Source organism: Desulfatibacillum aliphaticivorans DSM 15576, assembly GCF_000429905.1.
In the GTDB taxonomy this organism is placed as follows: Bacteria; Desulfobacterota; Desulfobacteria; order Desulfobacterales; family Desulfatibacillaceae; genus Desulfatibacillum; species Desulfatibacillum aliphaticivorans.
Window position 1 is genome coordinate 158,998 of the sequence record NZ_AUCT01000008.1, and the last position, 25,705, is coordinate 184,702.

The following is a 25,705-nucleotide window of genomic DNA, read 5'->3' on the forward strand; positions in this document are numbered from 1 at the left end:
GAACGTCAGGAGGAGCAAGGCATGGCCGGAACAAGCGAAACCGATCGCCTGATGTCGGAAATCAACGTGACTCCCTTTGTAGACGTCATGCTGGTTTTGTTGATCATATTCATGGTAACCGCCCCCATGATGGTGCAGGGGGTGGACGTGGCCCTGCCCACCACCACATCCGCGCCCATGGAGACGGACGAAAGCAACGTCACCATCACCATTGATAAAAGGGAGCGGGTCTACATTAACGACGCGCAAATTCAAATTGACATGCTCGGCCAGAAAATCGCCGCAATCTACGACCAGAACAGGGACCTGCGCTTTTTTCTGAGAGCGGATAAAGACGTGCGGTACGGCCTGGTGGTCCGGGTGATGGCGGACGTGAAGGAAGCGGGCATTCCCAGGCTGGGGGCCATCACAGTCCCCCTGCCGGACGAAGAATCCAAATAGCGGCGAATCGGCCCAAAGCCTAACCATAGCAGCGCATGACACTAAAAACGCCAAAAAAAATAAATCCTCCCAAGGCAGACCAGGCAGTCAATAATTCGCCGGACCTGCCTAACGAGGACGACCCGGTCTGGATGGCTTTCGCCGGAGGATCCGTAGCGCTTCACATTATCGTCCTTGCGCTCATGATCTTTTTGCCCCAGATGGTAAGCTCCAAAAAGCCGAGCCTGCCGTATCTGGACATCGCCCTGACCTCTTTGCCCACAGTGGCGCCGGGCGCTCCCGGCCCCAAGGCGGCGCCGCCCAAGCAGGAAGAACCCAAGGTGGAGCCTCTTCCCAAGGAAGAGCCGGAACCCGAACCGGAGCCGGTGAAAGAGCCGGAACCGGTCAAAGAGCCCGAGCCGGTGAAGCTGAAGCCTGCCGAACCCAAGGTGGTGAAGCAGCCTGTAGTCGTCAAGCCGGTGGAAGCGGCGGAAATCTCCACGGCCCCTAAAAAGGAGCCGGACGAAATTCCGGTTTTGACCTCCCTGAAAAAACGCACCTATAAAGTGGAAGTGGCCAAGGAAAAGGCCTTGCGGGAAATTAAGGAAAGGGTGGAGTCGGGCAGGCCCAGTTCAGTGGAGGACGCCATTGCAAGAATGCGGAAAAATCCCGGAGAGCGGCCCAAGCAAGAAGCCCAACAAGGCGGAGGAGATGGCGGCAGGGCCTATTTGACCAAAATGGAAATGCTGCGTAACCGCTACATCGACGAGGTCGGTACGCTTATGCAGAAAAATTGGGCCATGCCGCAGCAGTTTACCGGAACTGGCCTGGAAGCGTGGATAATGTTCACGGTTCATTCTGATGGGAATATTACAGACATCAGCTTCGATAAACGATCAGGGAATACGTTTTTTGACGACTCCGGGGAAAGGGCGGTGAGAAAATCCATCCCCACCAAGCCTTTTCCTCCGGATCTAGACAAAGAACCTTTTCAAATGCTTGTATATTTCATAGCACCAGCAAACTAAGGACTGTTTGGGATGATTTTCAATAAAAAGCTATTCATCATGTTCCTTATGTCGGCCATGGCCCTGACCGCCTTTGCCGGGTGCGTGGAAAAGGAGCCGCAGCCGCCTCATAAGAAATTGCGGGACTTGTCGGAACTGACGCCGCAAGAGCGGTTGCGTATAGAATACATTGAAGAAGTTGGTAAAACTATACAAAAAAACTGGGCCATGCCGGAACGGTTTGTCGGTAAAAAGATGGAAGCAAGGATTGCTTTTACGGTCAACCCGGACGGACGTTTGACCAACCTTTGGTTTGAAAAGCGGTCTGACAGCCGCAAATTCGACGACTCGGCGGAAAAGGCTGTTAAAAAAAGCAGTCCGGTTTCTCCTTTTCCCGAGGACCTGGAAAAGAAGCCGATAGAAATGGCAGTAACCTTTACGCCGCCCAAAAAATAACTTTGGCAGAGGAAGGACTTAGCGTGCCAACAAAAAAAACAGGTGGAAAAATGAGCAAAACATTCAACAGGACAGCCTGTACGTGTTTTTTATTCCTCCTAATCATGACTATACTGGCCGGGTCGGCGTCGGCGGCCCGGTATGAATACTGGATCAACAATCCGTTTTTACGCAAAATCCCCATCGCCATCAAGGATTTCGAGCCCAAGACGGTGAACGAAGAGCCCCGGCAGGCGGCGGTCCAGGCCAAGGAATGGCTGGTTTCGGGCCTGGAGTTTGTCAGGTATTTTCAAATCCTTCCGGAGGAGTCCTATATCATCGGCGACGGGGAGGGGCTGACCGCCCAGACCATTAATTTCGCCAACTGGATAAGCATCGGTGCGGACCATTTGGTGACCGGCGGCCTGGACCTGCGGGACGGGGTTCTGGTGCTGGAGCTGCGTTTGTTCGACGTGCCCCGGAACCGCCTGATCGTGGGCAAGCGCTATAAGGGCCGTGTGGAGGACATGCGCAAGATGATCCGGCGCTTTTGCGTGGAGATCGTTACGGAGTTGACCGACTCCCGGGGCGTGTTCGGCACAAAAATCGCCTTTGTATCCAACGGCCCGGGAAACAAGGAAATTTTCGCCTGCGAGTATGACGGCTTCGACCCTCAGCAGCTGACTTCCGGCAGCAAGATCGCCCTGTCTCCGGCCTGGTCCGGGGACGGAACCCACATGGCTTATGTGTCTTACGCCGACGGTCCTCCGGAGATATTCATCCGCAACCTGGCCCAAAAGCGGGGAGTCAAAGTGGCGTACAAGGGCATTAATGTCACACCGGCCTGGGACCCCACGCGTTTCGCCCTGGCGGCCACCCTGTCATTAAATGGGGATCAGGAGATTTACTCATTGACCGGAAACGGAAAAATTATTAAGAAGTTGACGAATAACTGGGGCATTGACGTATCCCCCAGTTACTCCCCGGACGGAAAGCGAATGGCTTTTGTTTCCAACCGGGGCGGCAGTCCCCAAATTTACATCATGGAATTGGACACAGGGCAGACCTCACGAGTCACCTTTGACGGCAAATACAATTCGGCCCCGGCCTTTTCGCCCAGGGGAGACCGGATTGCCTACTGCGGCATGGTGGACGGAACCTTTGACGTCTTTACGGTGGCGACGGACGGCACGGACGTGCAGCGCCTGACCGATCATCCGGGGGATGACGAGGAGCCTTCCTGGTCCCCGGACGGCACCCTGATAGCGTTCAGCACCACCCGGGAGGGGAAGGCCAAAATTTACGTGATGACGTCCCACGGGACGGACCAAAGAAAGCTGCTTGAGCTGGAAGGGGCGCAGACCCAACCGGCGTGGTCGCCTTGGTTAGGGGATTATTAAATCTTACTCTGAAAAAAAGACCATGGGTTGCAATCTATTCACGATTGTGAAAGGTTGACCTTTGGATTAAAGCAGCCTTATAATATAAGGATGTTCCATGAAAACGAGCGAGCGGGAGGCAAATGATGAATAGGGCTTCCAGCGCGCAGACAAATTTGAAGCATATTACCCATTCTGTCCATCTGTTAAAAAGGAGGAACACCATGCAAAGGCGGTATTGGAAGGGATTGATGATTGCAGCGGCCATCCTGGCCCTGGTTTGCACCGGCGCACTGACGGGTTGCCAGAAAAAAGTTCCATCGGAGGCCGGCGTAAAGTCAACCGGCACCAGCGTTAGCCAAGGGACAGTTCAGTCCACCACCCCGAGCACCACCGCTTCCAGCTCAAGTGTGAGCGAAGAACCCATGGGCGGCGACACCGGCCCCGAGGCCGTGAAACCCGGTGTAAACGTCGATGAGATGAGAGTTCGCTTCAACACGGAAAACGTCCACTTTGCCTTTGACAGCTCGGATCTCTCCCCCGAAGCCATGGCTATCCTCAAGGATAAAGCTTTCTTTCTGCGCCTGAACCCCTCCAAGGGCGTTCTCATCAAAGGCCATTGCGACGAACGCGGCTCCCTGGAATACAACCTGGCCCTGGGCGACAGACGCGCCAACAGCGCCAAGAACTTCCTGACCGACCTTGGCATTGACGCCCGCCGCATCAACACCATCAGCTACGGCGAAGAAATGCCTCTGGATCCGGCCAGCAACGAAGCCGCCTGGGCCGTCAACCGCCGTTGCGAATTCGCTCTGGAATAAGCATTCATTACTGAATAAAAAAATAGCGGCCTTTCCCCGTCTTTCAAGGACGGGGAAGGGTCTTTGTTTTTAACGCCTGTTTTCGTCTATCTTTTGGAGGGACCGCATGACCGGGATCAATCAAATGCCTGTGCTGAGAGGCTGTTTGAAATCTTTTCCCAAACCTGTTCTTTTCGCTCTTCTGGCCGCCTTGCTGATGACCGGCTGCGCCACCCAGGACGACCTCCTGGTGGTGTACAATCGGGTCATGACCCTGGAAGGCCAGCAAAAGGAAGCGACCGCAGACAGGGAGCAAATGCGGAGCCGCCTGGATGAGTCCGTCTCCAACATGGAAATGGACGTAACCAAGCTGAGAGAAGACCTGGCGGAAATGCGGGTCAACACCAACAGCCTGCGTAACGAAGTTCGCGCTATCAACGGCCTGATGGAAGAGCAGGGATACCAGTTGCGGTCCCGAGTCGGATCTGCCCAGACCACGGGCGGTCAGGCCCAGGAGCATGCGGCCATTCTGGAGGCTCGCGTGGAGTCCCTGGAAAAAACCCTGCTTAAGATGGAATCCTACCTTGGCATGGAAGGAAAAACCGGCGAGGTTCCAACGCCCGCCCAAACCGAAGCCCAAGCCGCCCCAGTTCCCGCCACGGAGCTGGACGAGGACCAGGCCTACGCCCAGGCCAAGAAGGATTTTGACGAAATGCGCCTGGAAAAGGCCCGGGAGGAGTTTAAAAACTTCCTGGCCAGGTTCCCCAATTCCTCCAAGGCGGACAACGCCCTGTTCTGGATGGGGGAGACCTTTTTCAAGGAAAAATGGTACGAAAAGGCCATTTTACAGTATCAGGACGTCATCGAAAAGCACCCCAAAGCCAACAAGGTTCCTGCAGCCTACTTTAAGCAGGGGCTTGCTTTCTCCATGCTGGGCGATAACTCCAACGCCAGGCTGATCTGGACCGAATTGATCAAGAAGTTCCCCAACTCCGCGGAGGCGGGCTGGGCTCAGAAAAAACTGGATGCGCTTTAAAAACGCCCGGGAAAGCAGGATGCATCCCATGCTCTTGCCTTGTAACCATAGCCCTAAAAGGCGCCCGTCGTGAAGGTCCTGGGCATAGATCCGGGACTGGCGGCCACGGGCTTGGCCCTGGTTAACGGAACGTCCACCCAGGTTTTCGGCTATTCGTTCGGAACCATCACCACTCCGCCGGAGTCGCCCCTGACTGACCGGCTTATCCACATTTACGACCGCATACGCGAAGTCGCCGAGGCCGAACGCCCTGACCTCATGGTGGTTGAGGATATTTTTTCCCTTGGCAAATACCCCAAATCCGGCATAACCTTGGGCAAAGTCACAGGAGCCATTCTGGTTGCAGGCCGCCACGGACGAATTCCGGTCCGGGAAGTGGCCGTGCGCGAGGTGAAAAAAATCCTGACCGGAAACGGAGCGGCGGACAAAAACCAGCTTGAACGGGCCGTACGCCAGCGTTTAGGCAGGGAGGAGGCCATCAGGCCTTCCCATGCTTCGGACGCCATGGCCCTGGCGTTGATCGGCCTATACCGCGGAGACCATTATCTGAGGAACGGACTTGATCGGATATCTTGAAGGAAAAATTCTGCACAGGCAGGGGGAACGGATTATGATCCTGGCCGGCGGCGTGGGCTACGAGGTGCTTTTGCCCTCGGTGGTCAGCGCCTCCATGACCAAAGGCCCCGGGGATGAAACCGGGCTGTATATCTACTTCCACCAGACGGAAAAGCAGCCCAAGCCCGTGCTCATCGGCTTCAACTCCCTGGAGGAGCGGGAGTTTTTCGAACGATTCATTTCCGTGGAGGCCATCGGCCCCATCAAGGCGGTTTCGGCCTTGTGCATCCCCATCGGAGAGATCGCCGCAGCCATCGAAAACAAGGACTCGGGGGCTTTGCGCAAGCTCAAAGGCATTGGCGCCAGGACGGCGGATAAAATCATCGCCACCCTTCGGGGCAAAATGGCCGTCTTCGCCGGAGAGCACGCCGGAGGGCCAGTTGGACCTGCGCCCGTGGAGGAGAATTTCCACTTGCTGGTGCTGGACGTTCTGGTCAATCAGTTGGGACATAAGGCGGCCGAGGCCAAGGAATTAATCAATCAGGCCATTAAACGCAACCCCGCCATCTCCTCGCCCGAGGAGTTGTTCGACGAGGTGTACCGGGGGGAAACAGGGTAAATGGACGGAGAAAACAAAAAAAGCTGGTTTTCGGAATCCTCCGGCGTCATGTGCGCCGTGGAAAGTCCGGCGGACCAAACGCCGGAGTTGATCTCCCTGCGGCCCGAGCGGCTGGATGAGTACATCGGTCAAAAAGACGCGGTGGAAACCCTGCAGATCGCCATTGAAGCGGCCCTGGCTCGCAACGAAGCCCTGGACCACACCCTGTTCCACGGCCCTCCAGGCCTGGGCAAAACCACCCTGGCCCATATCATCGCCAACGAGCTGGGCTCCCGGCTTACCGTCACCTCGGGCCCTGCCCTGGAAAAGGGAGGGGACCTGCTGGGCCTCCTGACCCATCTGGAGGAAAAGGACGTCCTGTTCGTGGACGAAATCCACCGCCTCCCCAAGACTGTGGAGGAATTGCTCTACCCGGCCATGGAAGACTTTGCCGTGGATTTCATCTTTGACAAAGGCATGCACGCCCGCAGCCATCGCTACAGGCTGAAAAACTTCGTGCTGGTGGGCGCCACCACCCGGGTAGGGCTCTTGTCCGCGCCCCTGCGGGACCGGTTCGGCATATTCCGCAACCTGGATTTTTACGAGGAGCCCGACCTGATCAAGATCGCCCGCCGTTCCGCACTGCTCCTGAACGTGGAAATGGACAACGAGGGCGCCTTGGAGCTTGCCCGAAGATCCCGGGGAACGCCCCGCATCGTCAACAGGCTCTTAAAAAGGGTGCGGGATTACGCCCAGGTGCGCAGCCACGGACGCATCGACAAAAAAACCGTGTCCGAATCCCTGGCCCTGGAAGGGGTGGACGAGATCGGCCTGACCAACCAGGACCGCCGGTATCTGGAAACCATCATCAATTTTTACGGCGGAGGCCCGGTGGGCATCGAGGCCATCGCCGCCACCATCCAGGAGGAGTCCGACACCCTGGTGGACGTGGTGGAGCCCTTTTTGCTGAAAATCGGCTTTCTCATGCGCACGTCGTCTGGCCGTAAAGCCTCGGAAGCGGCGTACAAACATTTGGGCATCGCCTATAAAGGACAGGTGGGGTTGTTATAGGTTCAGTATGGGTAGCCCTGGCAAAGCAGTATCTTGCCAGGGTCGCAAAGCGACATTTTTTGCAAGCCGGATAGCGTGTAAAAGCCATAGTTATTCTGCGGACGAACGGTGCTGTTTGAAGTTTTATGTCGGTTTGAAATAAGGCCATCTTCCGCCCAAAAAGATTGGTTTTCGGGCGCCGCATAGGCCGCACCTTTTGTCCTGCGGACCCAGGCAAAAAAAGCCTTGCCTGGGCCACCCTGTCACAGCCGCCTTCGCTTTTCGAGGGTGGCCTTGGCAGCGTAGTCGGCTGCCAAGGTCGCGAAGCGACAAAAGGCGCGACCTGAAACGAATGACAGGATTGAGGATGGCTGGCGGGCGAACGGCGATGATTAAAGTCGTTTTTTTGCGGCGCCCACATTTTTCCCGGCTTCACTTATTGGCCTGACGGCCCCCGGCATTGCATGCCAAGGCTTCCAAATAATGTTGTGCTGAAATATGTGCATGACGTATAAGGGCTGCATGGGCTTGTTTAAAAATATCTTGTGAGGACGCAATGGGAATAATCACCTTGTTGACGGATTTTGGATTGACCGACGAGTACGTGGGGGTCATGAAGGGCGTTATTCTGGGGATTAACCCCAAGGCTAAAATCGTGGACCTCACCCATCACATTCCGGCCCAAAGCATTCGAGCGGCGTCTTTTTTGCTGAAAACCAGCTACGCCTATTTTGCGCCGGGAACCATCCACGTGGCCGTGGTGGACCCGGGCGTGGGCTCAGATCGCCAAATACTGGCGGTTAAGGCCGACGGCCATTATTTTCTGGCGCCGGATAACGGACTTTTGCGTCCTATCCTGGATGAAGCAGCCGAAGTGGAAGCCGTCATCGTGTCCAATCCCAAAATCTGCCTGCAACGAATCAGCCGGACATTCCACGGCCGGGACATATTCGCCCCGGCGGCGGCCCATCTTTCCCTGGGAACGCCCTTGGAAGACATGGGATCTTCCATAAGCCTGGAAGCCATGCAACAAGAGGAGGCGGCCCGGGAAGAGCAAATGCCCGAGCAGCTTCTGGGGCAGATTGTGTGGGTGGACCATTTCGGAAACCTGGTGACCACCATCAGCAAGGATGGGTTGGATATGTTCGCCCAGGGCCGGCCGTGGGAGGATATGGTCGTCCAGGTGCAAGGCGGAGACGGCCTGAAAATCCTGGACACCTACTCCGAGGTGGGCAGAGGCGAACTGCTGGCCTTGATCGGCAGCCGGGGCTTTCTGGAAATCTCGGTGAACATGGGCAACGCTCAGGAGGCCCTTTACGCCGGACCAGGCGCCCGGGTTACGGTCAGCTTTTCCAAGTAAACTCGCAATACACCTGAAAATGGTCCGAGGGATAGACTCCGCCGAACCGGCCCCGAATGATTTTCCGTGAGGCCTTCACCGATTCAATGCCGCCGCGGTAAAGAATCCAGTCAATGCGCCTGCCGTCGTCCTTTCCCGTAAACCCGTGATGCGTGCCGCCGAACCGCTTGTCAAAGGGGTCCTTGAATCCGCCCTGCTCGAACTCCTTGCGGCAGGAGCTGTCAGGCTTTGCGTTGAAATCCCCCATGACCAGGGTGGGAAGGCCGGGGGCGAAATCCTCCAAAATATTCAGCAACAGCCTTGCGCTGCGGGCCTGGACTTCGGGCTTGAAATCATAATGGGTGTCCACGCAGGCCAGGGTTTTTCCGCCCTTTTCCAGTTGAACCAAAGTCCCTTGCCGGGGCCATTTGGAATCCTCCCACTTGCTTTCTTCGTCCGGCGTGTCGGAGTAAAAAATGTGGCGATGCTTTTTTAAACTCCATGGCTTTTTGAAAAACAGGATATTGCTTTGCCAGAAATCCGGGGCGTTTATACGAAACCCCGCATGATCATAATCCTCCATGCGTTGAATGAGATGCTCCGCCTGGAAGTCATTGGCCTCCTGAACGGCCAGGATGTCGGGTTTGTAGGTTCTGAAAAGCTCCATAAAGGCGTCCTTGCGGAACTCCCAGCCGTGTTCGCCGTCCTTGGCCCTGCCGAATCGCAAATTGGCGGTCATCGCCGAAAAAGAATCCATTATTCAACCTTGTCCGCTTTAAATTGATCGATGTATTTTTCCATGTTTATGGTGAGGCCTTCAAAGGTTTCGAACACAAAATCCCGGGACTCTATCCCCTCCCCCTTCCGCAAAATTTCGAATATTTGCATATAGTTCAAAACAATGCGGTCATTCCAGTCCTGACCAAGCCGGGCCGCCAAATCCTTGATGGGGCCCCGGCGCCCTTCCAGTTCCAAAAAGGCGCCGCAGGGCATGTCGTCCAAAAGCAGCTTGGTTTGCCCAAGGGTGAATGTTTCGCGCCATTTTTCGTACTTCCGCACCGGTTGGAACCCCAAGGAGCAAAGAATCTGCTCCATTCGATCAAAGTCGTTTACTTCCACTTCCAATTCCTTTACGATTTTGAAAGCGGGATCGGAGCCCGGGACCGGCTCTTTGTAAGTCAGGGTGATTTTTTTATCCTGGCGGAGCCTCAGGACGGAAAGTCTGTGAAAAAGTTCGTCCCCCCGATCATATAAAGTGTTCTTTTCAAAGAACCTGCCCTCGGATAAAGCTCCCGCCTCCAGGATAAGATTCCTGGTTTTTTGGGGATTCGGACAGTAAAACTTCACTTCAATTTCTAGGTCATCCATGCATAACTCCCTAAAAGCACGCAATATTGACGCACGACATATTTTATGTCAGCTATGGAAAAGCCCCTTCATCCATAGGGGAGAGAGGGCTTGTTGTCAAATGATGATTACAATTCTGTTGACACCCTCCATCATTTGATGGATAAACTAGTAAAGTTAATAATAGGTCTGTCCTGAACTCCGGGATGGGGGAATGCAGCCCGCATTTTGCGGGAGTCCGGGCTGTGAGAATTTCAAATGCATGAGGAGGTAAAATGGACTGGGTCAAGGGGACGTTTGGAACGTCCATAGGAAAAAAACAACTCATGGCGGTGACCGGATTGGGCTTTATCGGCTTTTTGACCGGCCACCTATTAGGTAATCTGACGATTTACCTAGGGCCGGACGCTTTCGACTCCTATGCGGAGCATTTGCATGCGTTGGGTCCGCTGGTGAACGCCGCTGAAATCGGCCTGCTTTTGTTCGCGATTATTCACGTGGGCACGGGTCTGCTTTTGTTTTTGCAGAACTACAAGGCGCGGCCGGTAAAATACGTGGGCAAAAAATGGGCGGGAGGCCGGACCATTTTTTCCGCGACCATGCCGTACACGGGCATCCTTATCCTATTGTTTTTGATCATTCATTTAAAAACCTTCCATTTTGTGGATCATGACAGTCAGACCATATCGCAGATCGTTTCCCATGCTTTTTCCAGCGTGGGCTACGTGCTGTTTTATATGTTTTCCATGATCGTGGTGGCTTTTCACGTCAAGCACGGGTTCTGGAGCGCCTTCCAGACCTTGGGCTTGAATCATCTGAAATACATGCCCACGATTTTCGTGCTGTCCGCCCTTGCAGCTTTGGCGGCCGGCTTCGGCTTTGGATTTTTACCGGTAGTGTCCAGGCTGGTATTATAAAGGAGGGTGATAATGCAATTAGATTCCAAGGCTCCGGGCGGTCCGATAGAGACCAAGTGGGATCGCCACCGCCAGGACATGAAACTGGTTAATCCCGCTAATAAAAGAAAATTCAATATTATCGTGGTCGGGTCCGGCTTGGCCGGCGGCTCGGCCGCCGCGTCCCTGGCGGAGCTTGGCTACAACGTCCAGTGCTTCTGCATCCAGGACAGCCCCCGCCGCGCCCACAGCATTGCGGCCCAGGGCGGCATCAATGCGGCCAAGAACTATCCCAACGACGGCGACAGCGTGTTTCGGCTGTTTTACGACACGGTCAAGGGCGGCGATTTTCGCGCCCGCGAGTCCAACGTGTATCGTCTGGCCATGTGCAGCAACAGCATCATCGACCAATGCGCGGCCCAGGGCGTGCCTTTCGCCAGGGAATACGGCGGCGGCTTGGCCAACCGCTCCTTCGGCGGCGCCCAGGTTTCCCGTACCTTCTACGCCAGGGGACAGACGGGCCAGCAGCTTTTGTTGGGCGCCTACAGCGCCTTGATGCGTCAGGTCGCTGCGAAAAAAGTCACCATGATGCCCCGCCGCGAAATGCTGGACCTGGTTGTTGTCAACGGCAAGGCCCGGGGAATCATCGTCCGCAACCTGATCACGGGCGAGCTGGAACGCCACGCGGCTCACGCGGTGGTGCTTTGCACCGGCGGCTACGGCAATACGTATTTTCTTTCCACCAACGCCATGGCCTGCAACGTCACGGCGGCCTGGAGATGCCACAAGCGGGGCGCTTTGTTCGCCAACCCCTGCTTCACCCAGATTCACCCCACGTGCATCCCGGTGCACGGGACGTATCAGTCCAAGCTGACCCTCATGAGCGAGAGCCTTCGCAACGACGGCCGGGTGTGGGTGCCCAAGAAACCCGGGGACAGCCGCAAGCCGGATCAAATCCCTGAAAGCGAGCGGGATTATTACCTGGAACGCAAATACCCCAGTTTCGGCAACCTGGTGCCCAGGGACGTGGCCTCGCGCAACGCCAAGGCCATGTGCGACGAAGGCAAGGGTGTGGGCCTGACCAAGCTGGCGGTTTATCTGGATTTCGCCGACGCCATCAAGCGGGACGGCGAGGACGTGATTCGGAAAAAATACGGCAATCTGTTCGCCATGTACGAAAAAATCACGGCCGACGATCCTTACAAGACTCCCATGATGATCTACCCGGCCATCCATTACACCATGGGCGGCCTGTGGGTGGACTACAACCTCATGAGCAACCTGGAAGGCCTGTTCGTCCTGGGCGAAGCCAACTTTTCCGACCACGGCGCCAACCGCCTGGGCGCCAGCGCCCTCATGCAGGGCCTAGCCGACGGCTATTTCGTCATTCCGTACACCATGGGCGGCTATCTGGGCGGAACTCCCCTGGACGACGTGGACGAAAACAATCCGGCCTTCGCTGCTGCGGAGAACGATTGCAAGGAACGCGTCAACACGCTCCTGAACATCAAGGGCAAACGCACCGTGGACGACATCCACCGTGAACTGGGCCTGTGCATGTGGGACCATTGCGGCATGGCCCGGAACGACGCCGGACTCAAGGAAGCCCTGGACATCATCCCCAAGCTGAGAGACGAATTCTGGCAGAACGTCACGGTTCCCGGCGATTCAGGCGACTTCAACCAGTCCCTGGAAAAAGCCGGCCGCGTGGCTGACTTCCTGGAATTCGCCGAACTCCTGGCGAAAGACGCCCTGGACCGGAGAGAGTCCTGCGGCGGCCATTTTAACGAAGCGTTCCAAACCGAGGAGAACGAAGCCCAGCGCGACGATGAAAACTGCTGCTATGCGGCCGCCTGGGAGTTTACAGGCGTAGGCAAGGAGCCGGTTCTTCACAAGGAGCCTTTGACCTTTGAGAACGTCCATCTGACGCAAAGGAGCTACAAGTGACAAAGAAAATCAATCTCACACTCAAAGTTTGGCGCCAGAAAGGCCCCAACGATAAAGGCGTCATGGAAACGTATTCCGCCCAGCAGATTTCCACGGACATGTCCTTCCTGGAAATGCTGGATATCGTCAACGAAGACCTGACTCTTTCGGGCAAGGAGCCCATTGCATTCGATCACGACTGCCGGGAAGGCATCTGCGGCATGTGCGGCGCCATGGTCAACGGCCGCGCCCACGGCCCGGAAAAAGGCACCACCCTGTGCCAACTCCACATGCGCCACTTCAACGACGGCGACACCATTATGATCGAGCCCTGGCGCGCCATGGCTTTCAAGGTGGTCAAGGACCTGGTTGTGGACCGGAGCGCCTTTGACAAAATCATTGCTTCCGGCGGGTATGTGTCCGTTAACACCGGCGGCGCCCCCGACGCCAACAACATCCCCGTACCCGCAGATGACGCGGAACTGGCCATGGACGCAGCCCAATGCATCGGCTGCGGCGCCTGCGTGGCGTCCTGCCCCAATGCCTCTGCCATGCTGTTTACTTCCGCCAAAATCTCCCACCTGGCTTTGCTTCCCCAGGGCAAGGTGGAGGCGGATAAACGGGTGCTTGCCATGCTCAGATGCATGGACGAGCAAGGATTCGGCAATTGCTCCAATGAAAGGGAGTGCGAGGCTGAATGCCCCAAGGAAATCAACATCACCAACATCGCCCGCATGAACCGCGGCTTCTTAAAGGCCGCCCTGGGCTCCCGCTACAAATAGGATATACGAACCAGGGGGCTTCTAAAATGAAAGCCCCCTGGTTCGCCTTTCGGTTTTCAATGTAACCAGCCTTTTGACAGATCCGAGCCGGGTGGCCCAATTGTTGGGTGAACCTGCAGGCGCAATTGGGCCTTGGAAGCACGAGAACCCATTGCAATAATTTGAATTTCTTAAAATAGTTGCAGCAGAACCATCCAACAAATTGAAGCAATATGGCGGGGCTCAATAAAAATGGGGCTGCTGATAGCGGCCCCATTGTGGAAAATCGTTTTAATGCATCTTGCTCGAATGACCTGCGCGATGCGCCCTATCCCGTCACCCCCGGAGCTTTGCCGGCCACGGTGCGGGCGATGTCGAAATAAAACACCATGATCATCAAAAAGATCAAGGCGGCCAGGCCCACTTGCATGGCGAGCTCGCGCACGCGCAGGCTCAGGGGTTTGCGCATGATCCCTTCAATGGCGAAAAACAGGATGTGCCCGCCGTCCAGGATAGGCACGGGAAACAGGTTGATGATTCCCAGGTTGACGGACAAGAGCGCCATGATGAACAAAAAGGAAGTCAGCCCCGCTTCGGCGGCGACCCCGCTCACCTGGGTGATAAGGATGACCCCGCCCAGGTTGTCCAGGGGAATGCTTCTATCCACAAACTTGAACAAAGCCTGAAAAGTGAATTTAACGAAAAACCAGGTTTGCTCCACGGCATATACGGCGGAGTTGATGGGCTCGTACGGGACGAAGTCCACCCGGTTGGAGATGCCCACCTTGTAGGCCTTTACATCCTCTCCAAAGGCGTTTTTGCCTTCGGTTTCCTTTGGGATAACCGTAAACGACAATTCCTCGCCGTTCCTGCCCACCACAATATTCACAGGTTCTCCGGAGTTTTTGTTGATCTCGGCGGAAACCTGCCTGAAATTTTCTATGGCGATTCCATTGACTGACAGAACCTCGTCCCCTTCGAGCATCCCCGCTTGCGCCGCCGGAGAGTCTTCCACCACCCTGTCCAGAATGTTGGTGGTGTGGTCCACGCCGGAAAAGAATCCAATTGTGAAAAAAATCACAACCGCCAGAAGAAAGTTGAAAACCGGCCCCGCCGCGACAATGGTGATGCGTTTCCATACGGGCTTATGGGAAAAGGATATGGACGTGTCTTCGGGCTCTTCGTCGGAGTCAGGATCTTCGCCCACCATCTTGACGTAACCGCCCAGAGGGACGGCCGACACCCGATAATCGGTCATGCCGGATTTTTTCCCGAACAGCCTGGGGCCGAATCCCAGGGAAAAAGTTTCCACCCCTACTCCCAGGAGTCTTGCGGCCAGAAAATGGCCCAATTCATGAAAAAAGATCAAAGCCCCCAACAGGGGAATCACCGTCGCGTAATACCACATACTTTAAGACCTCGCAGCCTGCTTTATATAATCCCTGGCCCAGGCGTCGGCTTCCAGGATCTGCTCCAGATCGGGCCGGGCGCTCGGGGTGTGGACGTTCAGGCATTTTTCGATCAATTGCGGGATTTGGGGGAACCGGATTTGATGATCCAGAAAAGCCTGCACCGCAATTTCGTTGGCGGCGTTCAATACCGCCGGATAGGTTTGTTCGTCCCTGCACGCCTGCTGAGCCAGGGCCAGGCAGGGAAATTTTTCCAGGTCGGGCTCAAAAAACTCCAAAGAGCCTAATGCAAAGAAATCCGGGATGGGCTGCCCCAAGGGAAGCCGGTCCGGATAGGACATGGCGTAGGCTATGGCGCCGGCCATATCCGGTACGCCTAATTGGGCGATAACCGAGCCATCTTTGTAGGCCACCATGGAGTGGACAATGCTCTGGGGATGAACCACCACCTGGATGTCCTGTTGGCGCACGTCAAACAGCCATTTGGCCTCGATGACCTCCAGGCCTTTGTTCATGAGCGTGGACGAATCGATGGTGATTTTTGCGCCCATGTCCCAGGTTGGATGGGACAAGGCGTCTTCGGGCGTTAGGCTTTCGAATTTCTCCCGGGAAACCGTGCGAAAAGGGCCGCCGGAGGCCGTCAGCAAAATTTTATCCAGATCCTTACGATCGTTGCCTTGCAGGCACTGGAATATGGCGCTGTGCTCGGAGTCTATGGGCATGAGCTTGACGCCGTTTTCCCTGGCTTCCCGCATGACCAGGGCGCCGGCCATGACCAGGGTTTCCTTGTTGGCCAGGGCCACTTGCTTCCTGGCCCGGATGGCGGCCAACGTGGGCAAAAGCCCGGCTGCGCCCACCATGGAGGATACGACCATATCCACGGAATCCAGGGTTGCGGCCTTTTGATACCCTTCCTCCCCATACATAATGTAGGGATGCGGGGTTGAGGCGCCCTGCAAGGCGGTGTTCAGCTTGCCGGCCAGGTCCTTATCCCGGACCACAACCAACTCAGGCAGAAACTCCACAACCTGCTCGGCCAGGGCGTCTATGCTGGTATGGGCGGCCAGGGCGCGGATTTTAAATTGATCGGGAAACTTGCGAACCACGCCCAGGGTGCTTTTTCCGATGGAGCCGGTCGAGCCCAGGATGGTCAGGTTTTTTACGCGAATTTTATCTGATAAGGACAATGGGTTCCTCAAAAAGTAACCAGGAATAGGTAGACTACCGGTCCTGTAAACAAGAGGCCGTCGATCCGATCAAGCATCCCCCCATGTCCAGGAAATATAGTCCCGGAATCCTTTACGTCAAGGGAGCGTTTGAGCATGGACTCGAAAAGATCGCCTAATTGGGTGGCAATAGCGGCGGAAGCGGCCAGGACCGGAACCACGAGCCAGGGGATGGTTGGGAGCAGGGTCAGCTTGAAAACCGTCACCACGATGAGGTCTGCAAAAATACTGCCGATGGAGCCTTCCACGGTTTTGTTGGGGCTCAGGTTGGGGATGAGCTTGTGCTTTCCGAAGGTTTTGCCTGCGTAGTAGGCGCCGGTGTCTGATATGAAAGCAAGAAACAGGATGAAAAAGAGCCAGGTCACGCCGTTTTCGCTGCAACGGGCCAGGACCACGGAGGACAGCAGGCAGGGAATGTACAGGATGGAAAGGGCTTCCTTGGCAAGAAGGTCGTAGCCCGCCTTGCCCTGGTTGAATCGGATCATAGCCCGGCTGGCGTAGACGAAAAACATGAGCCACATGACCAGAAACAGGAGCTTAAAGGAGCCGATAGCCGCAGCCCAGAATATGAGGCTGGACCCGATGACGGCGAAACAATAGCCCAGGTCCATGGGCGCATTGGTTTTGCAGAAATTCTTGAAATACTCGTACAGGGCGAAGGCGCTGATAAAGCCGCCGAAAATGGCAAAGGCCCACGCAGGGGCCAGTAAGAAAAAAGCGACCAGGATCGGGACGATTACTGCAACCGTCATCCAACGTTTGGCGTGGGAAGAGTATGCCATGGTTAAAAATCCATTTCTTTTGATTCGCCGGGTTATTCCAGTTGGTCCCCGGTCTTGCCGAATCGCCTTTCCCTGTCTCCAAAATCCTTGAGAATCTGAATATAATCCTCTTTTGAAAAATCCGGCCACAGTTTGGGTGTGAAAGCCATTTCAGCGTAAGCAAGCTGCCATAATAGGAAATTGCTGATGCGCACTTCCCCCGAGGTGCGAATCATGAGGTCCGGGTCGGGCATGGTTGCGGTGTACAGGTGCTGGCTGATCACGGATTCGTCGATCAGTTCCGGGTCCAGGGTATGGTCCGCAACCCTTTTGGCCATTTTCCGGAAAGCCCGGACCAGTTCCTCTCGGCCGCCGTAGGACAGGGCCAGGGTCAGGGTCATTTTCCGGCCCTGGGCCGTAGCCTCCATGGTGTGGTTCATGGCGGCCTTGACGTCGTCGGGAAGCCGTTCGGTCTGGCCGATGACATTCAGGCGAATGCCGTTTTCCAGCATTTCCTTTTTTTCGTTGACCAGAAAGCGCTTCAGCAGGGTCATGAGGGCCATGACTTCGGCCTTGGGCCGCTGCCAGTTTTCCGTGGAAAACGCGTACAGGGTCAGGAAGGGGACGCCCAACTCGCGGGTGGTGCGCACCACCATGCGGACGGTTTCGGCCCCCTGCTCATGGCCTTTTACGCGATTCATCAGCTTTTTTTTGGCCCACCGTCCGTTGCCGTCCATGATAATGGCCACATGACGGGGAAGACGCTCAAAGTCGGGAAGCGCCGAATCCGAATTTTCCACTTTAGAACTCAAGGATTTCCTTTTCCTTTTGGGCGCAGATGTCGTCCACTTTTTTGACGAAGTCGTCGGTGATCTTCTGGACTTCGTCCTGGCCTTTAAAAGCCAGGTCTTCTGCAATGTCGCCGTCTTTTTTCATGGACTTGATGGTTTCGTTGGCATCCCTCCGGGCGTTGCGCACGGAAACCTTGCCTTCTTCCGCCATCTTGTTGACCAGCTTGACCATTTCCTTGCGCCTGTCTTCCGTCAAGGGCGGAATGGCGATGCGGATGATCTTGCCGTCGTTGGACGGATTGAGGCCCAGGTCGGATTTTAAAATGGCTTTTTCAATATCCTTGATGACGGAAGCGTCCCAGGGCTGGATGGTGATCAGCCTGCTTTCCGGGATAGCCACGGTAGCCGCCTGGTTGATGGGCGTAGGAGTCCCGTAATAGTCCAGTTTAACCCCGTCGAGCATTGACAGGGATGCCCGGCCTGTGCGCACGCGCAGCAACCCTTTTTCCAGAGCTGCAATGGCCTTATCCATTTTTTCACGAGCTTCTTCATAGACCAGTTCAAGCATTTGTCAGTCTCCTATGTATGTGCCGATGGTTTCGCCGCAAACCGCTTTGCAGATATTGCCAGGGGTCAGCATATTGATGATGCCGATGGGCAGTTTGTTGTCCATAGCCAGGGAGGTGGCGGTGGTGTCCATGGCCCGAAGCTCCCTTTCCAGAACCTGCTTGTGCGTGATGCTGGTAATGGGCTGGGCGTCGGAGTTGCACTCCGGATCCTTGTCAAAAAGGCAGTCCACCTTGGTGGCCTTGAACAGAATTTCCGCGTGAATTTCCTGGGCGCGCAAGACGGCGGCCGTATCGGTGGTAAAATAAGGATTGCCTGTGCCTGCGGCGAAAATGACGACCCGTTTCTTTTCCAGGTGCCGCAAGGCTCGGCGCAGGATATAGGGCTCTGCGATTTCGTGCATGGCGATGGCGCTTTGGACCCGCGTGGGCATGCCCTGCTTTTCCAAAGCGTCGCACAAGGCGATGCTGTTGATGACGGTGGCCAACATGCCCATATGGTCCGCGGAGGTGCGGTCCATGCCGTAACTGCTGCCCTTAATGCCCCGGAAGATATTTCCGCCTCCAATGACCAACGCCACCTCTACGTTCAGGTCAAAAATGGAGCGAATTTCCGAAGCTACGTAGCCGATTACTTCCGGGGAAATCCCAAATTCCTGATCCCCCATCAGGGCTTCGCCCGAGAGTTTGACCATAACCCTTTTGAATTTTGCAGTTGGCATATGATTTTCCGGGGTTTGTTTGTACGCCGTATTAGGCGCAGCGTGCGAATAAAGGCCTTCCCGCACAAAGTGCGGGAAGGCTATATGATCGAACAGGCCCGAACGGCTGACCGCCGAGCCCGGTCTTGACTCTCAGGCGCCGGTTTTATTCTTCGCCCAGCACAAAGCGGGAGAAGCGGCGGATGGAGATGTTTTCACCCGTCTTGCCGATGGTTTCGGTCAGGAGATCGCCCACGGTGATGTCGGGATTCTTCACGAAAGGCTGATTGACCAGGCAGTTGTCCTTGAGGAACTTGGCGATTTTGCCGTCCACGATCTTGCCTGCGATGTTTTCGGGCTTGCCCATTTCCAGAACCTGGCCCATATAGATTTCGCGCTCTTTTTCCACAACCGCGGCCGGAACGTCGTCTTCGGTCACAGCCAGGGGGTTGGTGGCGCAGATGTGCATGGCCACGTTCCTGGCGAATTCCACAAAGTCATCGTTCTTGGCCACAAAATCGGTCTCGCAGTTCACTTCCAGGAGTACGCCGATTTTGTCCATATGGATGTAGGACATAACCACGCCGTTCTTGGTCTCGCGGCCGGCGCGCTTCTGAGCGGTTGCAATGCCTTTTTTACGCAGATAGTCGAGGGCCTTGTCCATGTCGCCTTCCGACTCGGCCAGGGCCTTTTTGCAGTCCATCATGCCCGCTCCCGTAGCAGCGCGCAGGTTTTTTACCATTTCTGCTGTAATGGTTGCCATGATACTCTCCTCTATAAAACTCTATCTAGTTCGCGGCCTCGCCGTCTTCTTCGGAGCCGGATTTTTTGATGACTTCAATAATGGGGCCTTCTTCGGCCGGAGCTTCTTCCGCGGCTTCCGCTGCAGGAGCGGGGGCCGCGGGTTCAGGCTTGGCGGCTTCTGCGGCGGCCTGTTCCTGGGCCTTGTCGTCAGCAGCCTTATCTTGCTCCGCGGCGCGCCTTTCGGCGGCAATCTGCTTGCCCTGAACCACGGCTTCGGCGATCCGGGAGGTCAGCAGGCGAATGGCCCGAATAGCGTCGTCATTGCCGGGGATGACGTAATCGATGTCATCCGGGTCGCAGTTGGTGTCAACTACGGCTACGGTGGGGATGTTCAGCCTTTTGGCTTCCCGCACGGCGATAGCTTCGTTTTTCGGGTCGATGATGAAGATCACGCTAGGCAGCTTGGTCATGGTGCGAATGCCGCCCAAGTTGGCGTCCAGCTTCACGCGCTCTTTTTCCAGCTTCAAACGTTCCTTTTTGGGGAACAGGTTGATGGTCTCGTTGAGCTTGATTTCGTTCAGATAATTAAGCCTGTCGATCCCTTTTTTGATGGTCTGGAAGTTGGTGAGCATGCCGCCCAGCCAACGATTGTGAACGTAGTAAGCCTCGGCGCGGTTGGCCTCTTCGTAGACGGCTTCCCGGGCCTGCTTTTTGGTTCCCACGAACAGCACGGAGCCGCCGTTGGCCACAACGTCGCTCACGAATTCGCAAGCAGTGCGGAACATGCGGACGGTCTTCTGCAAATCCACAATGTAGATGCCGTTCCTGGCGCCGAAGATGTACGGTTTCATTTTGGGGTTCCAGCGTTTGGTCTGGTGACCAAAGTGGACTCCGGCTTCCAGGAGTTCCTTCATCGAAATCTTTACCATGGTTTTCTCCTTTTGGTTGTCTTTCCTTCGCCTTCATCGCCCCCGATTCCCACCGCGGCCCACCCGCAGCACCAAGAATCAAGTCCGAAGACGTGCGAAATAAAATGATAAAAAACGCACGAAAAAAATTTTCCGTGCTATTCCAGGCTATTAAAGCCAGACTTCCGACGCAGGGAATTTTGTGCAAGACGCTCCCCAACGCCAAAAGCGATATTGTTTAACACACCAGGTCTGGGCCTGCAAGGTTTTTTTCCCGTTTTTGGGAGGGCTTTGGTTGTGCCAAAAGACGCCTTTTCGCCCAACCGCAGGCCTTGCAGCCTCAAAAAATGGCGGACTCCTCGCCGGCGATCAAGCGTTTGATATTGGCCTCGTGCTTGAACCAGACCAGAATCGTGACGGCCAGGGCCGCTCCGGTGTAGGGCAGGGAATGGGTTTGCCAATAGACCAACGGCGCCAGGGAGGCGGCGGAAATCAGGGATCCCAGGGAAACGCGCCTGAAAATCCCCACAACCGCGGCGAAAACCACAAGTACGCAGGCCAAAGCGACGGGGGACAACACCAGCACGCAGCCTGCTGCAGTGGCCACGCCTTTACCGCCCTTTTTAAACAAGGAGTACAAGGGGAACAAGTGCCCCAGAAACGCAGCCAGGGCAACCAGGGCGACGGCTGTCTGATTTAAGAAGCCATCCGTCCCCAAAACCAAGGCCGCGCCCAGCACGGGCAAGGCGCCCTTGGCCATGTCGCAGGCCAGAGTGGCGACGCCCAAAGCCGGCCCCGCCTGCCTCAAGACGTTGGTGGCGCCGATGTTTCCGCTGCCCGCCTTGGTGATGTCCATGCCGGCGCGCCAGTGTGCGAGCACCGCCCCAAACGGGATGGAGCCCAGCGCATAAGCCAATGCCAGAAAAAAGGGAAAGTACATGGGGTTACCTTGTTATGGTTGAGGCGTGAAAAAACAGCCCGGATCGGGCGCACGGGTTTCTTTGTAAACCTGACCCCTAAAATCTAAGCGGCGGCGGGCTTTTGTCAAGGTTGGCGGACAAAGGGCTTTCAGGGACATCTTCAGGAATCAGAGAGTTAGTTTCGAAGAAGCGGACGTCCCCGAGAATGTGAGATTTCCAGCAATCCTGATTATATTATAGCATTGTTAGGTCTCTTCCCTTCGTTCTTTGAAAGATTTCCAGCCGTGGTCACTCAACATTGATAAATGAATATCCAAAGAGTTGCTTTCGTCTAAAACATCAGATGCCAATATAACAAAAATAAAATCCTCAGAAGGATTGTAAGTTATATGCAAAATCTCCTTAGGATAGTGCCAAGCCCCATCTTCAAAAACCATATCCTTGGTCGGTAATAATGAAACGTCAAATTCCTTTCGGACAATCTCCAAAGCGGTATTCCAACGCTCATCATGGAGTTCAATCGGGACGTCTACTATTAGCTTCATGAGATATCTCCAAATGACGGATCGTCCTTCGGGGGGACGTCCTTAAGCTTTTAAGTAACTCTCTGGGTTATTTTTATGGACATCCCCGGGCTTTGGTTGGGATTGTCGGGTCGCTGCGCACGAGCTTGCCACATTTCAAGTCCGGGTATGGTAAGGAGGCGCCTTTGGGCATCCAATTCAATGTCGCCGCTTCGCGTGACCCGACCTACATAACAATTTGAAATCATGAATATTAAAGGCAAATTCGTAGGTCGGGTCACGCGGAGCAGCCCTGGATACATTAAAAGTCCGTAGGCGCTTTCCCTGCCCGGATCGCTATGGATTCCTGAAATCTTATGCGAAGCGACCCGACATGGAAATTCCAAACCACGGAACGCTGCCTTGCCAACGTTCTATGTTATTCTCGCAACCTCTACGGCGCGGGGACCGCGCAACTACGCGAGGAAACCTTGCAACTACTACGGCGAGGAGACCTTGCAACTACCACGTCGTAGGAAACGCGCCCCTCCATCCTGTCCATCCTTCGGCAGGGGGATGCACCCGGAGGGACGCCCCCTACTCTTTTGAAAGTTGAGTCATTTTTCCTTCTTGAGATTCTTGAAGTCGGGTTTCCGCTTTTCGATGAACGCCATGATGGCTTCCACGTTTTCCGGGCTGCCCGCCTGCTTGGTCATGGCTTCGTGCTCCTGCGCCAGGGTGGCCGCAATGTGGGCCTGCCGCCAGACCATGAGGCATTTTTTGGTTTCCCGCAGCCCGTTCACCGGCCATTGGGCCATTTCAGCAGCTTTTTCCTGGGCTTTGACCAGCAATTCCTCATCGGAAAACTTAGCCCGGGCGATGCCGAATTCCAGGGCTTTGTCCGCATTGATCCATTCGGCGGTGAGCATGAGCTCAGCGGCCCGCTGGGCGCCAATATTCTGCTGCAGCAGAAAGCTGCTGGCGAATTCCGGGGCCATGCCCAGGCTGACAAAAGGCAGGCGCATACGCAGGCTTTCGCCCACGTACAGGACGTCGCTAAAAAACAAGGTGGTGGCGCCTCCGCCCACGGCGATGCCTTTGGCCGCGCCGATGAGGGGTTTGTCAAAGGCGGCCATGGAGCGTTCCAGAACCCGGTACGGAGACTCGCCCTCGGGCCGGCCGGCGGCCAGCTCCCCCAGGTCCTGGCCGGAGGAGAAATCGTTTCCCGCCCCGGTCATCACCACCACGCCCACGTCGTCGTTTTCCCGGGCCTGGTCGAATGCGTCGGCCAGGGCCAGCCATTGCTCGGTGTTGAAGGCGTTCTTTTTGGCGGGGCGGTTGAGGGTCAGGGTTAAAACTCCGTCATTGAATTCCTGGAGGACTGTGTCGCTCATGATCTAACTCCTTAAATTAAACAGCCCCTTGCAGAGAGCTGTTTTGAAAAAACCTGCTTTGCAATAAACAAAGCGCATTGAGGGTGAATGTCCGGTCAAGTTCACCGGCCATTATATACCCCCAACGCGCTTTTGCCAAACCGGACTATAATCCAAGGCTACTCCGTTTGAATGTCGTAACGCACGGTAAACCGGGCCAGGGCGTCGTTGACCGCCTTCCAGGCCTGATCCTCGGTCACTCCGGCCAGAGGTTTCACCTTGATGAGGGCCTTGGTTCCATGGACCTTGTCCTCACTCACGGTCACGTCCACGGATTCGAACATGTTTTCGATTTTTTGGACTTCATCCAAATAAGCCAGGCGAACGGCTTCGTGGCGCAGGCTGGGCTTGAAAATCTTGCCCACCGGGGTGAGAGGAATTTCCTCCAGAATATAGACTTCCTTGGGGATGGCGGCCCGCTCTCCGATTTCCTTTTGCAGGTGGGCCTCGATTTCCTCTTTGGTCAACTCGGAGCCCTGCTGCAACTGGACGAAAGCCACGGGCACCTCGCCGGCATGGGCGTCGGGCCTGCCCACGGCCGCAGCCACCTGGACGCCCATAAGGCGATACAGGGGCTCTTCGATGGCGGCCGGGTCGATGTTGTGCCCGCCGCGGATGATCAGGTCCTTTTGCCGGCCGGTGAGCCAAAAATAGCCTTCCTCGTCCTGGCGTCCCAGGTCGCCGGTGTTGAACCAGCCTTCCTTCATCCAGATGTCCGTGTTTTTGGTTTGGTCCAGGTATCCGGTGAACACGTTGGGGCCCTTGATGCACACGGCGCCGATTTCATTGGGCGCGGCTTCCTTGGCGCCGGAGGACGTGGGGATCATGATTTTCATTTCCTGGTAAGGCAGACGGATGCCGATGGAACCCACCCGCTGTTCCCCCTGAGGCGGGTTGACGCAGGAGGCGGTCGTGCCTTCAGTCAAACCGTATCCTTCCAGGACTTTCATCTTGGTATGGGCCTCAAAGCGCTGGATCAGCTCCACGGATAAAGGCGCCGCGCCGCACAGGGCGAATTGGAGGGACGATATATCCGCATCTCCGGTGGGGATGTCCAAAAGAACGGACAGGACCGTGGGCACGCAGGAGAAGAACGCGGCTTTGTAGAATTCCACGATCTTGAAAAAATTCATGAGCACGCCGGGATCCCGGTATCCCTGGGGGGACAGCAGAACCACGTGGGCGCCTATGGAAAAAGGAGCTCCGCCCGTGACCATGACGCCGTTCACATGGAACAAGGGCAGGCCGCACAGCAGGGTGTCGGAGCTTTTCATGATGCCGCTCATAGTCATCATGGTTGCCATGGCCGCTTCGTTGGCATGGGTGTGGGGCGCCAGCTTGGGCGTGCCCGTGGTGCCTCCGGTATGGAAGAGCGAGGCGATGTCCTGGGGCTGAATTTCCCGGCCCGAGTCCAGGGAGTCTCCGTTGTAGTTTTCGATCACTTCATCAAAGCCCACGATGTTGTTGGCTTCATCGCCGGCGCCGAACACCCGCACGATCTTTTGGATGCAGGGCACTTTCTCCCGGACCATTTCCGCCTTTTCCCAAATGTCCGAGCCGGGAACTTCGCCCAGGGCCACCAGGACCTTGGTTCCGGCGGCCTCGCAGATATCGGCTATGGTGTGAGCCTCCAGCATGGGATTGATGGGGTTGACCACGCCCGCGGCCTCGCCGCCCCATAGGATGTAATGGGTGTGGGGCAGGTTGGGCAGCAGGTAGGTAATGACGTCCGTAGGGCCAATGCCCAGGTCGTGGAACATGTTGGCCGTCTGGTTGATTTTGCGCCAGAACTCCGCGTAGTTCACGGTCATGGGGCTGTTGTACGTCTCGCCTGAAAGCATGAAGCTCATGGCCGGAGCGTTGGGATCGACCTCCGCTCCCTGCTTGAGCATTTCGTAGGTGTTTTTCGCCGTAAGCCTTTGTTCAAAAGGAACTTTTTCCAGTTCCTCAACGTCTGCAACCGAAGCAATCCTGATTTCCTGCATACTTCCCCCTGAATACGTCTGTAGGTTTTTGTCAGTGAACTTGGTCTAACGAGCTGTAATGACGAAAGGAAAACTTTCCCGCGTCCACGCCCTCGCGGGAAAACAATTGAAATGAAATGTTAAATTAAAACAAGAGATTGAATATTAACAGGATATAGTGTTTCCGGCAAGCAAAAATACGTTTCCATTCAAGAGGTAGAACATGGCGG

27 protein-coding genes are annotated in these 25,705 nt (G+C 55.7%); 13 read left to right on the forward strand and 14 right to left on the reverse strand.

Annotation, left to right across the window (positions count from 1 at the left end; all coding sequences use genetic code 11):
• Positions 1-21 precede the first annotated feature (21 nt).
• The 10 genes from tolR (at position 22) to G491_RS0109465 (ending at position 8,640) form a co-directional block, all read left to right on the forward strand.
• A complete protein-coding gene (gene tolR / locus G491_RS0109420; RefSeq protein ID WP_015947893.1) occupies positions 22-441 on the forward strand; it encodes a protein TolR in 420 nt (139 codons plus the stop codon).
• Positions 442-476: 35 nt separating this feature from the next.
• Positions 477-1,448, forward strand: a complete 972-nt coding sequence (locus G491_RS0109425; RefSeq protein ID WP_028314417.1) for an energy transducer TonB — start codon at positions 477-479, stop codon at positions 1,446-1,448.
• Between the two features lie 12 nt (positions 1,449-1,460).
• A complete protein-coding gene (locus G491_RS33640; RefSeq protein WP_028314418.1) occupies positions 1,461-1,883 on the forward strand; it encodes an energy transducer TonB in 423 nt (140 codons plus the stop codon).
• 50 nt (positions 1,884-1,933) lie between these two features.
• On the forward strand, positions 1,934-3,262 hold the full coding sequence (tolB, locus tag G491_RS0109435; RefSeq protein ID WP_035218294.1) for a Tol-Pal system beta propeller repeat protein TolB: 1,329 nt from the start codon (positions 1,934-1,936) through the stop codon (positions 3,260-3,262).
• A 203-nt stretch (positions 3,263-3,465) separates the two neighbouring features.
• On the forward strand, positions 3,466-4,062 hold the full coding sequence (locus G491_RS0109440) for an OmpA family protein (protein WP_028314420.1): 597 nt from the start codon (positions 3,466-3,468) through the stop codon (positions 4,060-4,062).
• A 106-nt stretch (positions 4,063-4,168) separates the two neighbouring features.
• Positions 4,169-5,077 (forward strand): tol-pal system protein YbgF, encoded by a 909-nt coding sequence (ybgF, locus tag G491_RS33645; protein ID WP_028314421.1) that lies wholly within the window; start codon positions 4,169-4,171, stop codon positions 5,075-5,077.
• A 69-nt stretch (positions 5,078-5,146) separates the two neighbouring features.
• Positions 5,147-5,653: a crossover junction endodeoxyribonuclease RuvC gene (locus tag G491_RS30135; RefSeq protein ID WP_015947899.1), complete on the forward strand. Its 507-nt coding sequence runs from the start codon at positions 5,147-5,149 to the stop codon at positions 5,651-5,653.
• Positions 5,637-6,251 carry a Holliday junction branch migration protein RuvA gene (gene ruvA / locus G491_RS0109455; RefSeq protein ID WP_028314422.1) on the forward strand — a complete coding sequence of 205 codons (615 nt, stop codon included), beginning with the start codon at positions 5,637-5,639 and terminating at the stop codon, positions 6,249-6,251. Before G491_RS30135 ends, ruvA begins: the two co-directional genes overlap by 17 nt.
• Positions 6,252-7,301, forward strand: a complete 1,050-nt coding sequence (ruvB, locus tag G491_RS0109460) for a Holliday junction branch migration DNA helicase RuvB (protein ID WP_015947901.1) — start codon at positions 6,252-6,254, stop codon at positions 7,299-7,301.
• Between the two features lie 535 nt (positions 7,302-7,836).
• Positions 7,837-8,640, forward strand: coding sequence for an SAM hydrolase/SAM-dependent halogenase family protein (locus tag G491_RS0109465; RefSeq protein ID WP_035218297.1), 804 nt, complete (start codon positions 7,837-7,839; stop codon positions 8,638-8,640).
• Here the strand turns inward: G491_RS0109465 and G491_RS0109470 are convergent.
• Complete coding sequence (locus G491_RS0109470) at positions 8,624-9,376, reverse strand: endonuclease/exonuclease/phosphatase family protein (RefSeq protein ID WP_028314424.1); 753 nt, start codon at positions 9,374-9,376, stop codon at positions 8,624-8,626. The two genes, G491_RS0109465 and G491_RS0109470, sit on opposite strands and share 17 nt — an antisense overlap.
• Positions 9,376-9,987, reverse strand: coding sequence for a class IV adenylate cyclase (locus G491_RS33650; RefSeq protein ID WP_051327147.1), 612 nt, complete (start codon positions 9,985-9,987; stop codon positions 9,376-9,378). The genes G491_RS0109470 and G491_RS33650 overlap by 1 nt, the downstream gene beginning before the upstream one ends.
• Positions 9,988-10,241: 254 nt before the next feature.
• Between G491_RS33650 and G491_RS0109480 the strand changes: the two genes are divergently transcribed.
• From G491_RS0109480 to G491_RS0109490, 3 genes are read left to right on the forward strand one after another with little or no spacing between them, the layout of a single operon-like run.
• On the forward strand, positions 10,242-10,883 hold the full coding sequence (locus tag G491_RS0109480; protein WP_015947905.1) for a succinate dehydrogenase cytochrome b subunit: 642 nt from the start codon (positions 10,242-10,244) through the stop codon (positions 10,881-10,883).
• A gap of 12 nt (positions 10,884-10,895) precedes the next feature.
• Positions 10,896-12,809, forward strand: coding sequence for a fumarate reductase/succinate dehydrogenase flavoprotein subunit (locus G491_RS0109485; RefSeq protein ID WP_028314425.1), 1,914 nt, complete (start codon positions 10,896-10,898; stop codon positions 12,807-12,809).
• Positions 12,806-13,570, forward strand: coding sequence for a succinate dehydrogenase/fumarate reductase iron-sulfur subunit (locus G491_RS0109490; RefSeq protein ID WP_028314426.1), 765 nt, complete (start codon positions 12,806-12,808; stop codon positions 13,568-13,570). The genes G491_RS0109485 and G491_RS0109490 overlap by 4 nt, the downstream gene beginning before the upstream one ends.
• Positions 13,571-13,877: 307 nt before the next feature.
• Here G491_RS0109490 and rseP read toward each other — a convergent pair whose 3' ends face one another.
• From rseP to G491_RS0109550, 12 genes are all read right to left on the reverse strand, one after another.
• Entirely contained in the window at positions 13,878-14,957 is a 1,080-nt protein-coding gene (rseP, locus tag G491_RS0109495) for an RIP metalloprotease RseP (protein WP_028314427.1), read from the reverse strand.
• Positions 14,958-14,960: 3 nt separating this feature from the next.
• Entirely contained in the window at positions 14,961-16,145 is a 1,185-nt protein-coding gene (locus G491_RS0109500; protein WP_028314428.1) for a 1-deoxy-D-xylulose-5-phosphate reductoisomerase, read from the reverse strand.
• 8 nt (positions 16,146-16,153) lie between these two features.
• Entirely contained in the window at positions 16,154-16,966 is an 813-nt protein-coding gene (locus tag G491_RS33655) for a phosphatidate cytidylyltransferase (protein WP_051327148.1), read from the reverse strand.
• 32 nt (positions 16,967-16,998) lie between these two features.
• Positions 16,999-17,757 (reverse strand): undecaprenyl pyrophosphate synthase, encoded by a 759-nt coding sequence (gene uppS, locus G491_RS0109510; RefSeq protein WP_015947911.1) that lies wholly within the window; start codon positions 17,755-17,757, stop codon positions 16,999-17,001.
• A complete protein-coding gene (gene frr / locus G491_RS0109515; protein ID WP_028314429.1) occupies positions 17,747-18,304 on the reverse strand; it encodes a ribosome recycling factor in 558 nt (185 codons plus the stop codon). Before frr ends, uppS begins: the two co-directional genes overlap by 11 nt.
• Positions 18,305-18,307: 3 nt before the next feature.
• Positions 18,308-19,024 carry a UMP kinase gene (pyrH, locus tag G491_RS0109520; protein ID WP_015947913.1) on the reverse strand — a complete coding sequence of 239 codons (717 nt, stop codon included), beginning with the start codon at positions 19,022-19,024 and terminating at the stop codon, positions 18,308-18,310.
• Between the two features lie 145 nt (positions 19,025-19,169).
• A complete protein-coding gene (tsf, locus tag G491_RS0109525) occupies positions 19,170-19,766 on the reverse strand; it encodes a translation elongation factor Ts (protein ID WP_028314430.1) in 597 nt (198 codons plus the stop codon).
• A gap of 25 nt (positions 19,767-19,791) precedes the next feature.
• Positions 19,792-20,676, reverse strand: coding sequence for a 30S ribosomal protein S2 (gene rpsB, locus G491_RS0109530; RefSeq protein ID WP_015947915.1), 885 nt, complete (start codon positions 20,674-20,676; stop codon positions 19,792-19,794).
• 319 nt (positions 20,677-20,995) lie between these two features.
• Positions 20,996-21,595 carry a glycerol-3-phosphate 1-O-acyltransferase PlsY gene (plsY, locus tag G491_RS0109535; protein WP_028314431.1) on the reverse strand — a complete coding sequence of 200 codons (600 nt, stop codon included), beginning with the start codon at positions 21,593-21,595 and terminating at the stop codon, positions 20,996-20,998.
• Between the two features lie 225 nt (positions 21,596-21,820).
• Positions 21,821-22,120, reverse strand: a complete 300-nt coding sequence (locus tag G491_RS0109540; RefSeq protein WP_015947917.1) for a hypothetical protein — start codon at positions 22,118-22,120, stop codon at positions 21,821-21,823.
• A 575-nt stretch (positions 22,121-22,695) separates the two neighbouring features.
• Positions 22,696-23,472: an enoyl-CoA hydratase/isomerase family protein gene (locus G491_RS0109545; protein WP_028314432.1), complete on the reverse strand. Its 777-nt coding sequence runs from the start codon at positions 23,470-23,472 to the stop codon at positions 22,696-22,698.
• 158 nt (positions 23,473-23,630) lie between these two features.
• Positions 23,631-25,496: an acyl-CoA synthetase gene (locus G491_RS0109550; RefSeq protein ID WP_028314433.1), complete on the reverse strand. Its 1,866-nt coding sequence runs from the start codon at positions 25,494-25,496 to the stop codon at positions 23,631-23,633.
• Between the last annotated feature and the right edge of the window lie 209 nt (positions 25,497-25,705).

What these genes read in the sequence shown, in the direction of transcription:
- ybgF (WP_028314421.1), top strand. Translation starts at nt 4,169, where the DNA reads ATGACCGGGATCAATCAAATGCCTGTGCTGAGAGGCTGTTTGAAATCT.
- pyrH (WP_015947913.1), bottom strand. Translation starts at nt 19,024, where the DNA reads ATGCCAACTGCAAAATTCAAAAGGGTTATGGTCAAACTCTCGGGCGAA.
- G491_RS33640 (WP_028314418.1), top strand. Translation starts at nt 1,461, where the DNA reads ATGATTTTCAATAAAAAGCTATTCATCATGTTCCTTATGTCGGCCATG.
- tsf (WP_028314430.1), bottom strand. Translation starts at nt 19,766, where the DNA reads ATGGCAACCATTACAGCAGAAATGGTAAAAAACCTGCGCGCTGCTACG.
- rpsB (WP_015947915.1), bottom strand. Translation starts at nt 20,676, where the DNA reads ATGGTAAAGATTTCGATGAAGGAACTCCTGGAAGCCGGAGTCCACTTT.
- G491_RS0109425 (WP_028314417.1), top strand. Translation starts at nt 477, where the DNA reads ATGACACTAAAAACGCCAAAAAAAATAAATCCTCCCAAGGCAGACCAG.
- G491_RS33650 (WP_051327147.1), bottom strand. Translation starts at nt 9,987, where the DNA reads ATGGATGACCTAGAAATTGAAGTGAAGTTTTACTGTCCGAATCCCCAA.
- G491_RS0109440 (WP_028314420.1), top strand. Translation starts at nt 3,466, where the DNA reads ATGCAAAGGCGGTATTGGAAGGGATTGATGATTGCAGCGGCCATCCTG.
- ruvB (WP_015947901.1), top strand. Translation starts at nt 6,252, where the DNA reads ATGGACGGAGAAAACAAAAAAAGCTGGTTTTCGGAATCCTCCGGCGTC.
- G491_RS0109540 (WP_015947917.1), bottom strand. Translation starts at nt 22,120, where the DNA reads ATGAAGCTAATAGTAGACGTCCCGATTGAACTCCATGATGAGCGTTGG.
- tolB (WP_035218294.1), top strand. Translation starts at nt 1,934, where the DNA reads ATGAGCAAAACATTCAACAGGACAGCCTGTACGTGTTTTTTATTCCTC.
- G491_RS0109485 (WP_028314425.1), top strand. Translation starts at nt 10,896, where the DNA reads ATGCAATTAGATTCCAAGGCTCCGGGCGGTCCGATAGAGACCAAGTGG.
- G491_RS33655 (WP_051327148.1), bottom strand. Translation starts at nt 16,966, where the DNA reads ATGGCATACTCTTCCCACGCCAAACGTTGGATGACGGTTGCAGTAATC.
- G491_RS0109470 (WP_028314424.1), bottom strand. Translation starts at nt 9,376, where the DNA reads ATGGATTCTTTTTCGGCGATGACCGCCAATTTGCGATTCGGCAGGGCC.
- tolR (WP_015947893.1), top strand. Translation starts at nt 22, where the DNA reads ATGGCCGGAACAAGCGAAACCGATCGCCTGATGTCGGAAATCAACGTG.
- G491_RS0109465 (WP_035218297.1), top strand. Translation starts at nt 7,837, where the DNA reads ATGGGAATAATCACCTTGTTGACGGATTTTGGATTGACCGACGAGTAC.
- rseP (WP_028314427.1), bottom strand. Translation starts at nt 14,957, where the DNA reads ATGTGGTATTACGCGACGGTGATTCCCCTGTTGGGGGCTTTGATCTTT.
- G491_RS0109480 (WP_015947905.1), top strand. Translation starts at nt 10,242, where the DNA reads ATGGACTGGGTCAAGGGGACGTTTGGAACGTCCATAGGAAAAAAACAA.
- G491_RS0109545 (WP_028314432.1), bottom strand. Translation starts at nt 23,472, where the DNA reads ATGAGCGACACAGTCCTCCAGGAATTCAATGACGGAGTTTTAACCCTG.
- plsY (WP_028314431.1), bottom strand. Translation starts at nt 21,595, where the DNA reads ATGTACTTTCCCTTTTTTCTGGCATTGGCTTATGCGCTGGGCTCCATC.
- G491_RS0109550 (WP_028314433.1), bottom strand. Translation starts at nt 25,496, where the DNA reads ATGCAGGAAATCAGGATTGCTTCGGTTGCAGACGTTGAGGAACTGGAA.
- frr (WP_028314429.1), bottom strand. Translation starts at nt 18,304, where the DNA reads ATGCTTGAACTGGTCTATGAAGAAGCTCGTGAAAAAATGGATAAGGCC.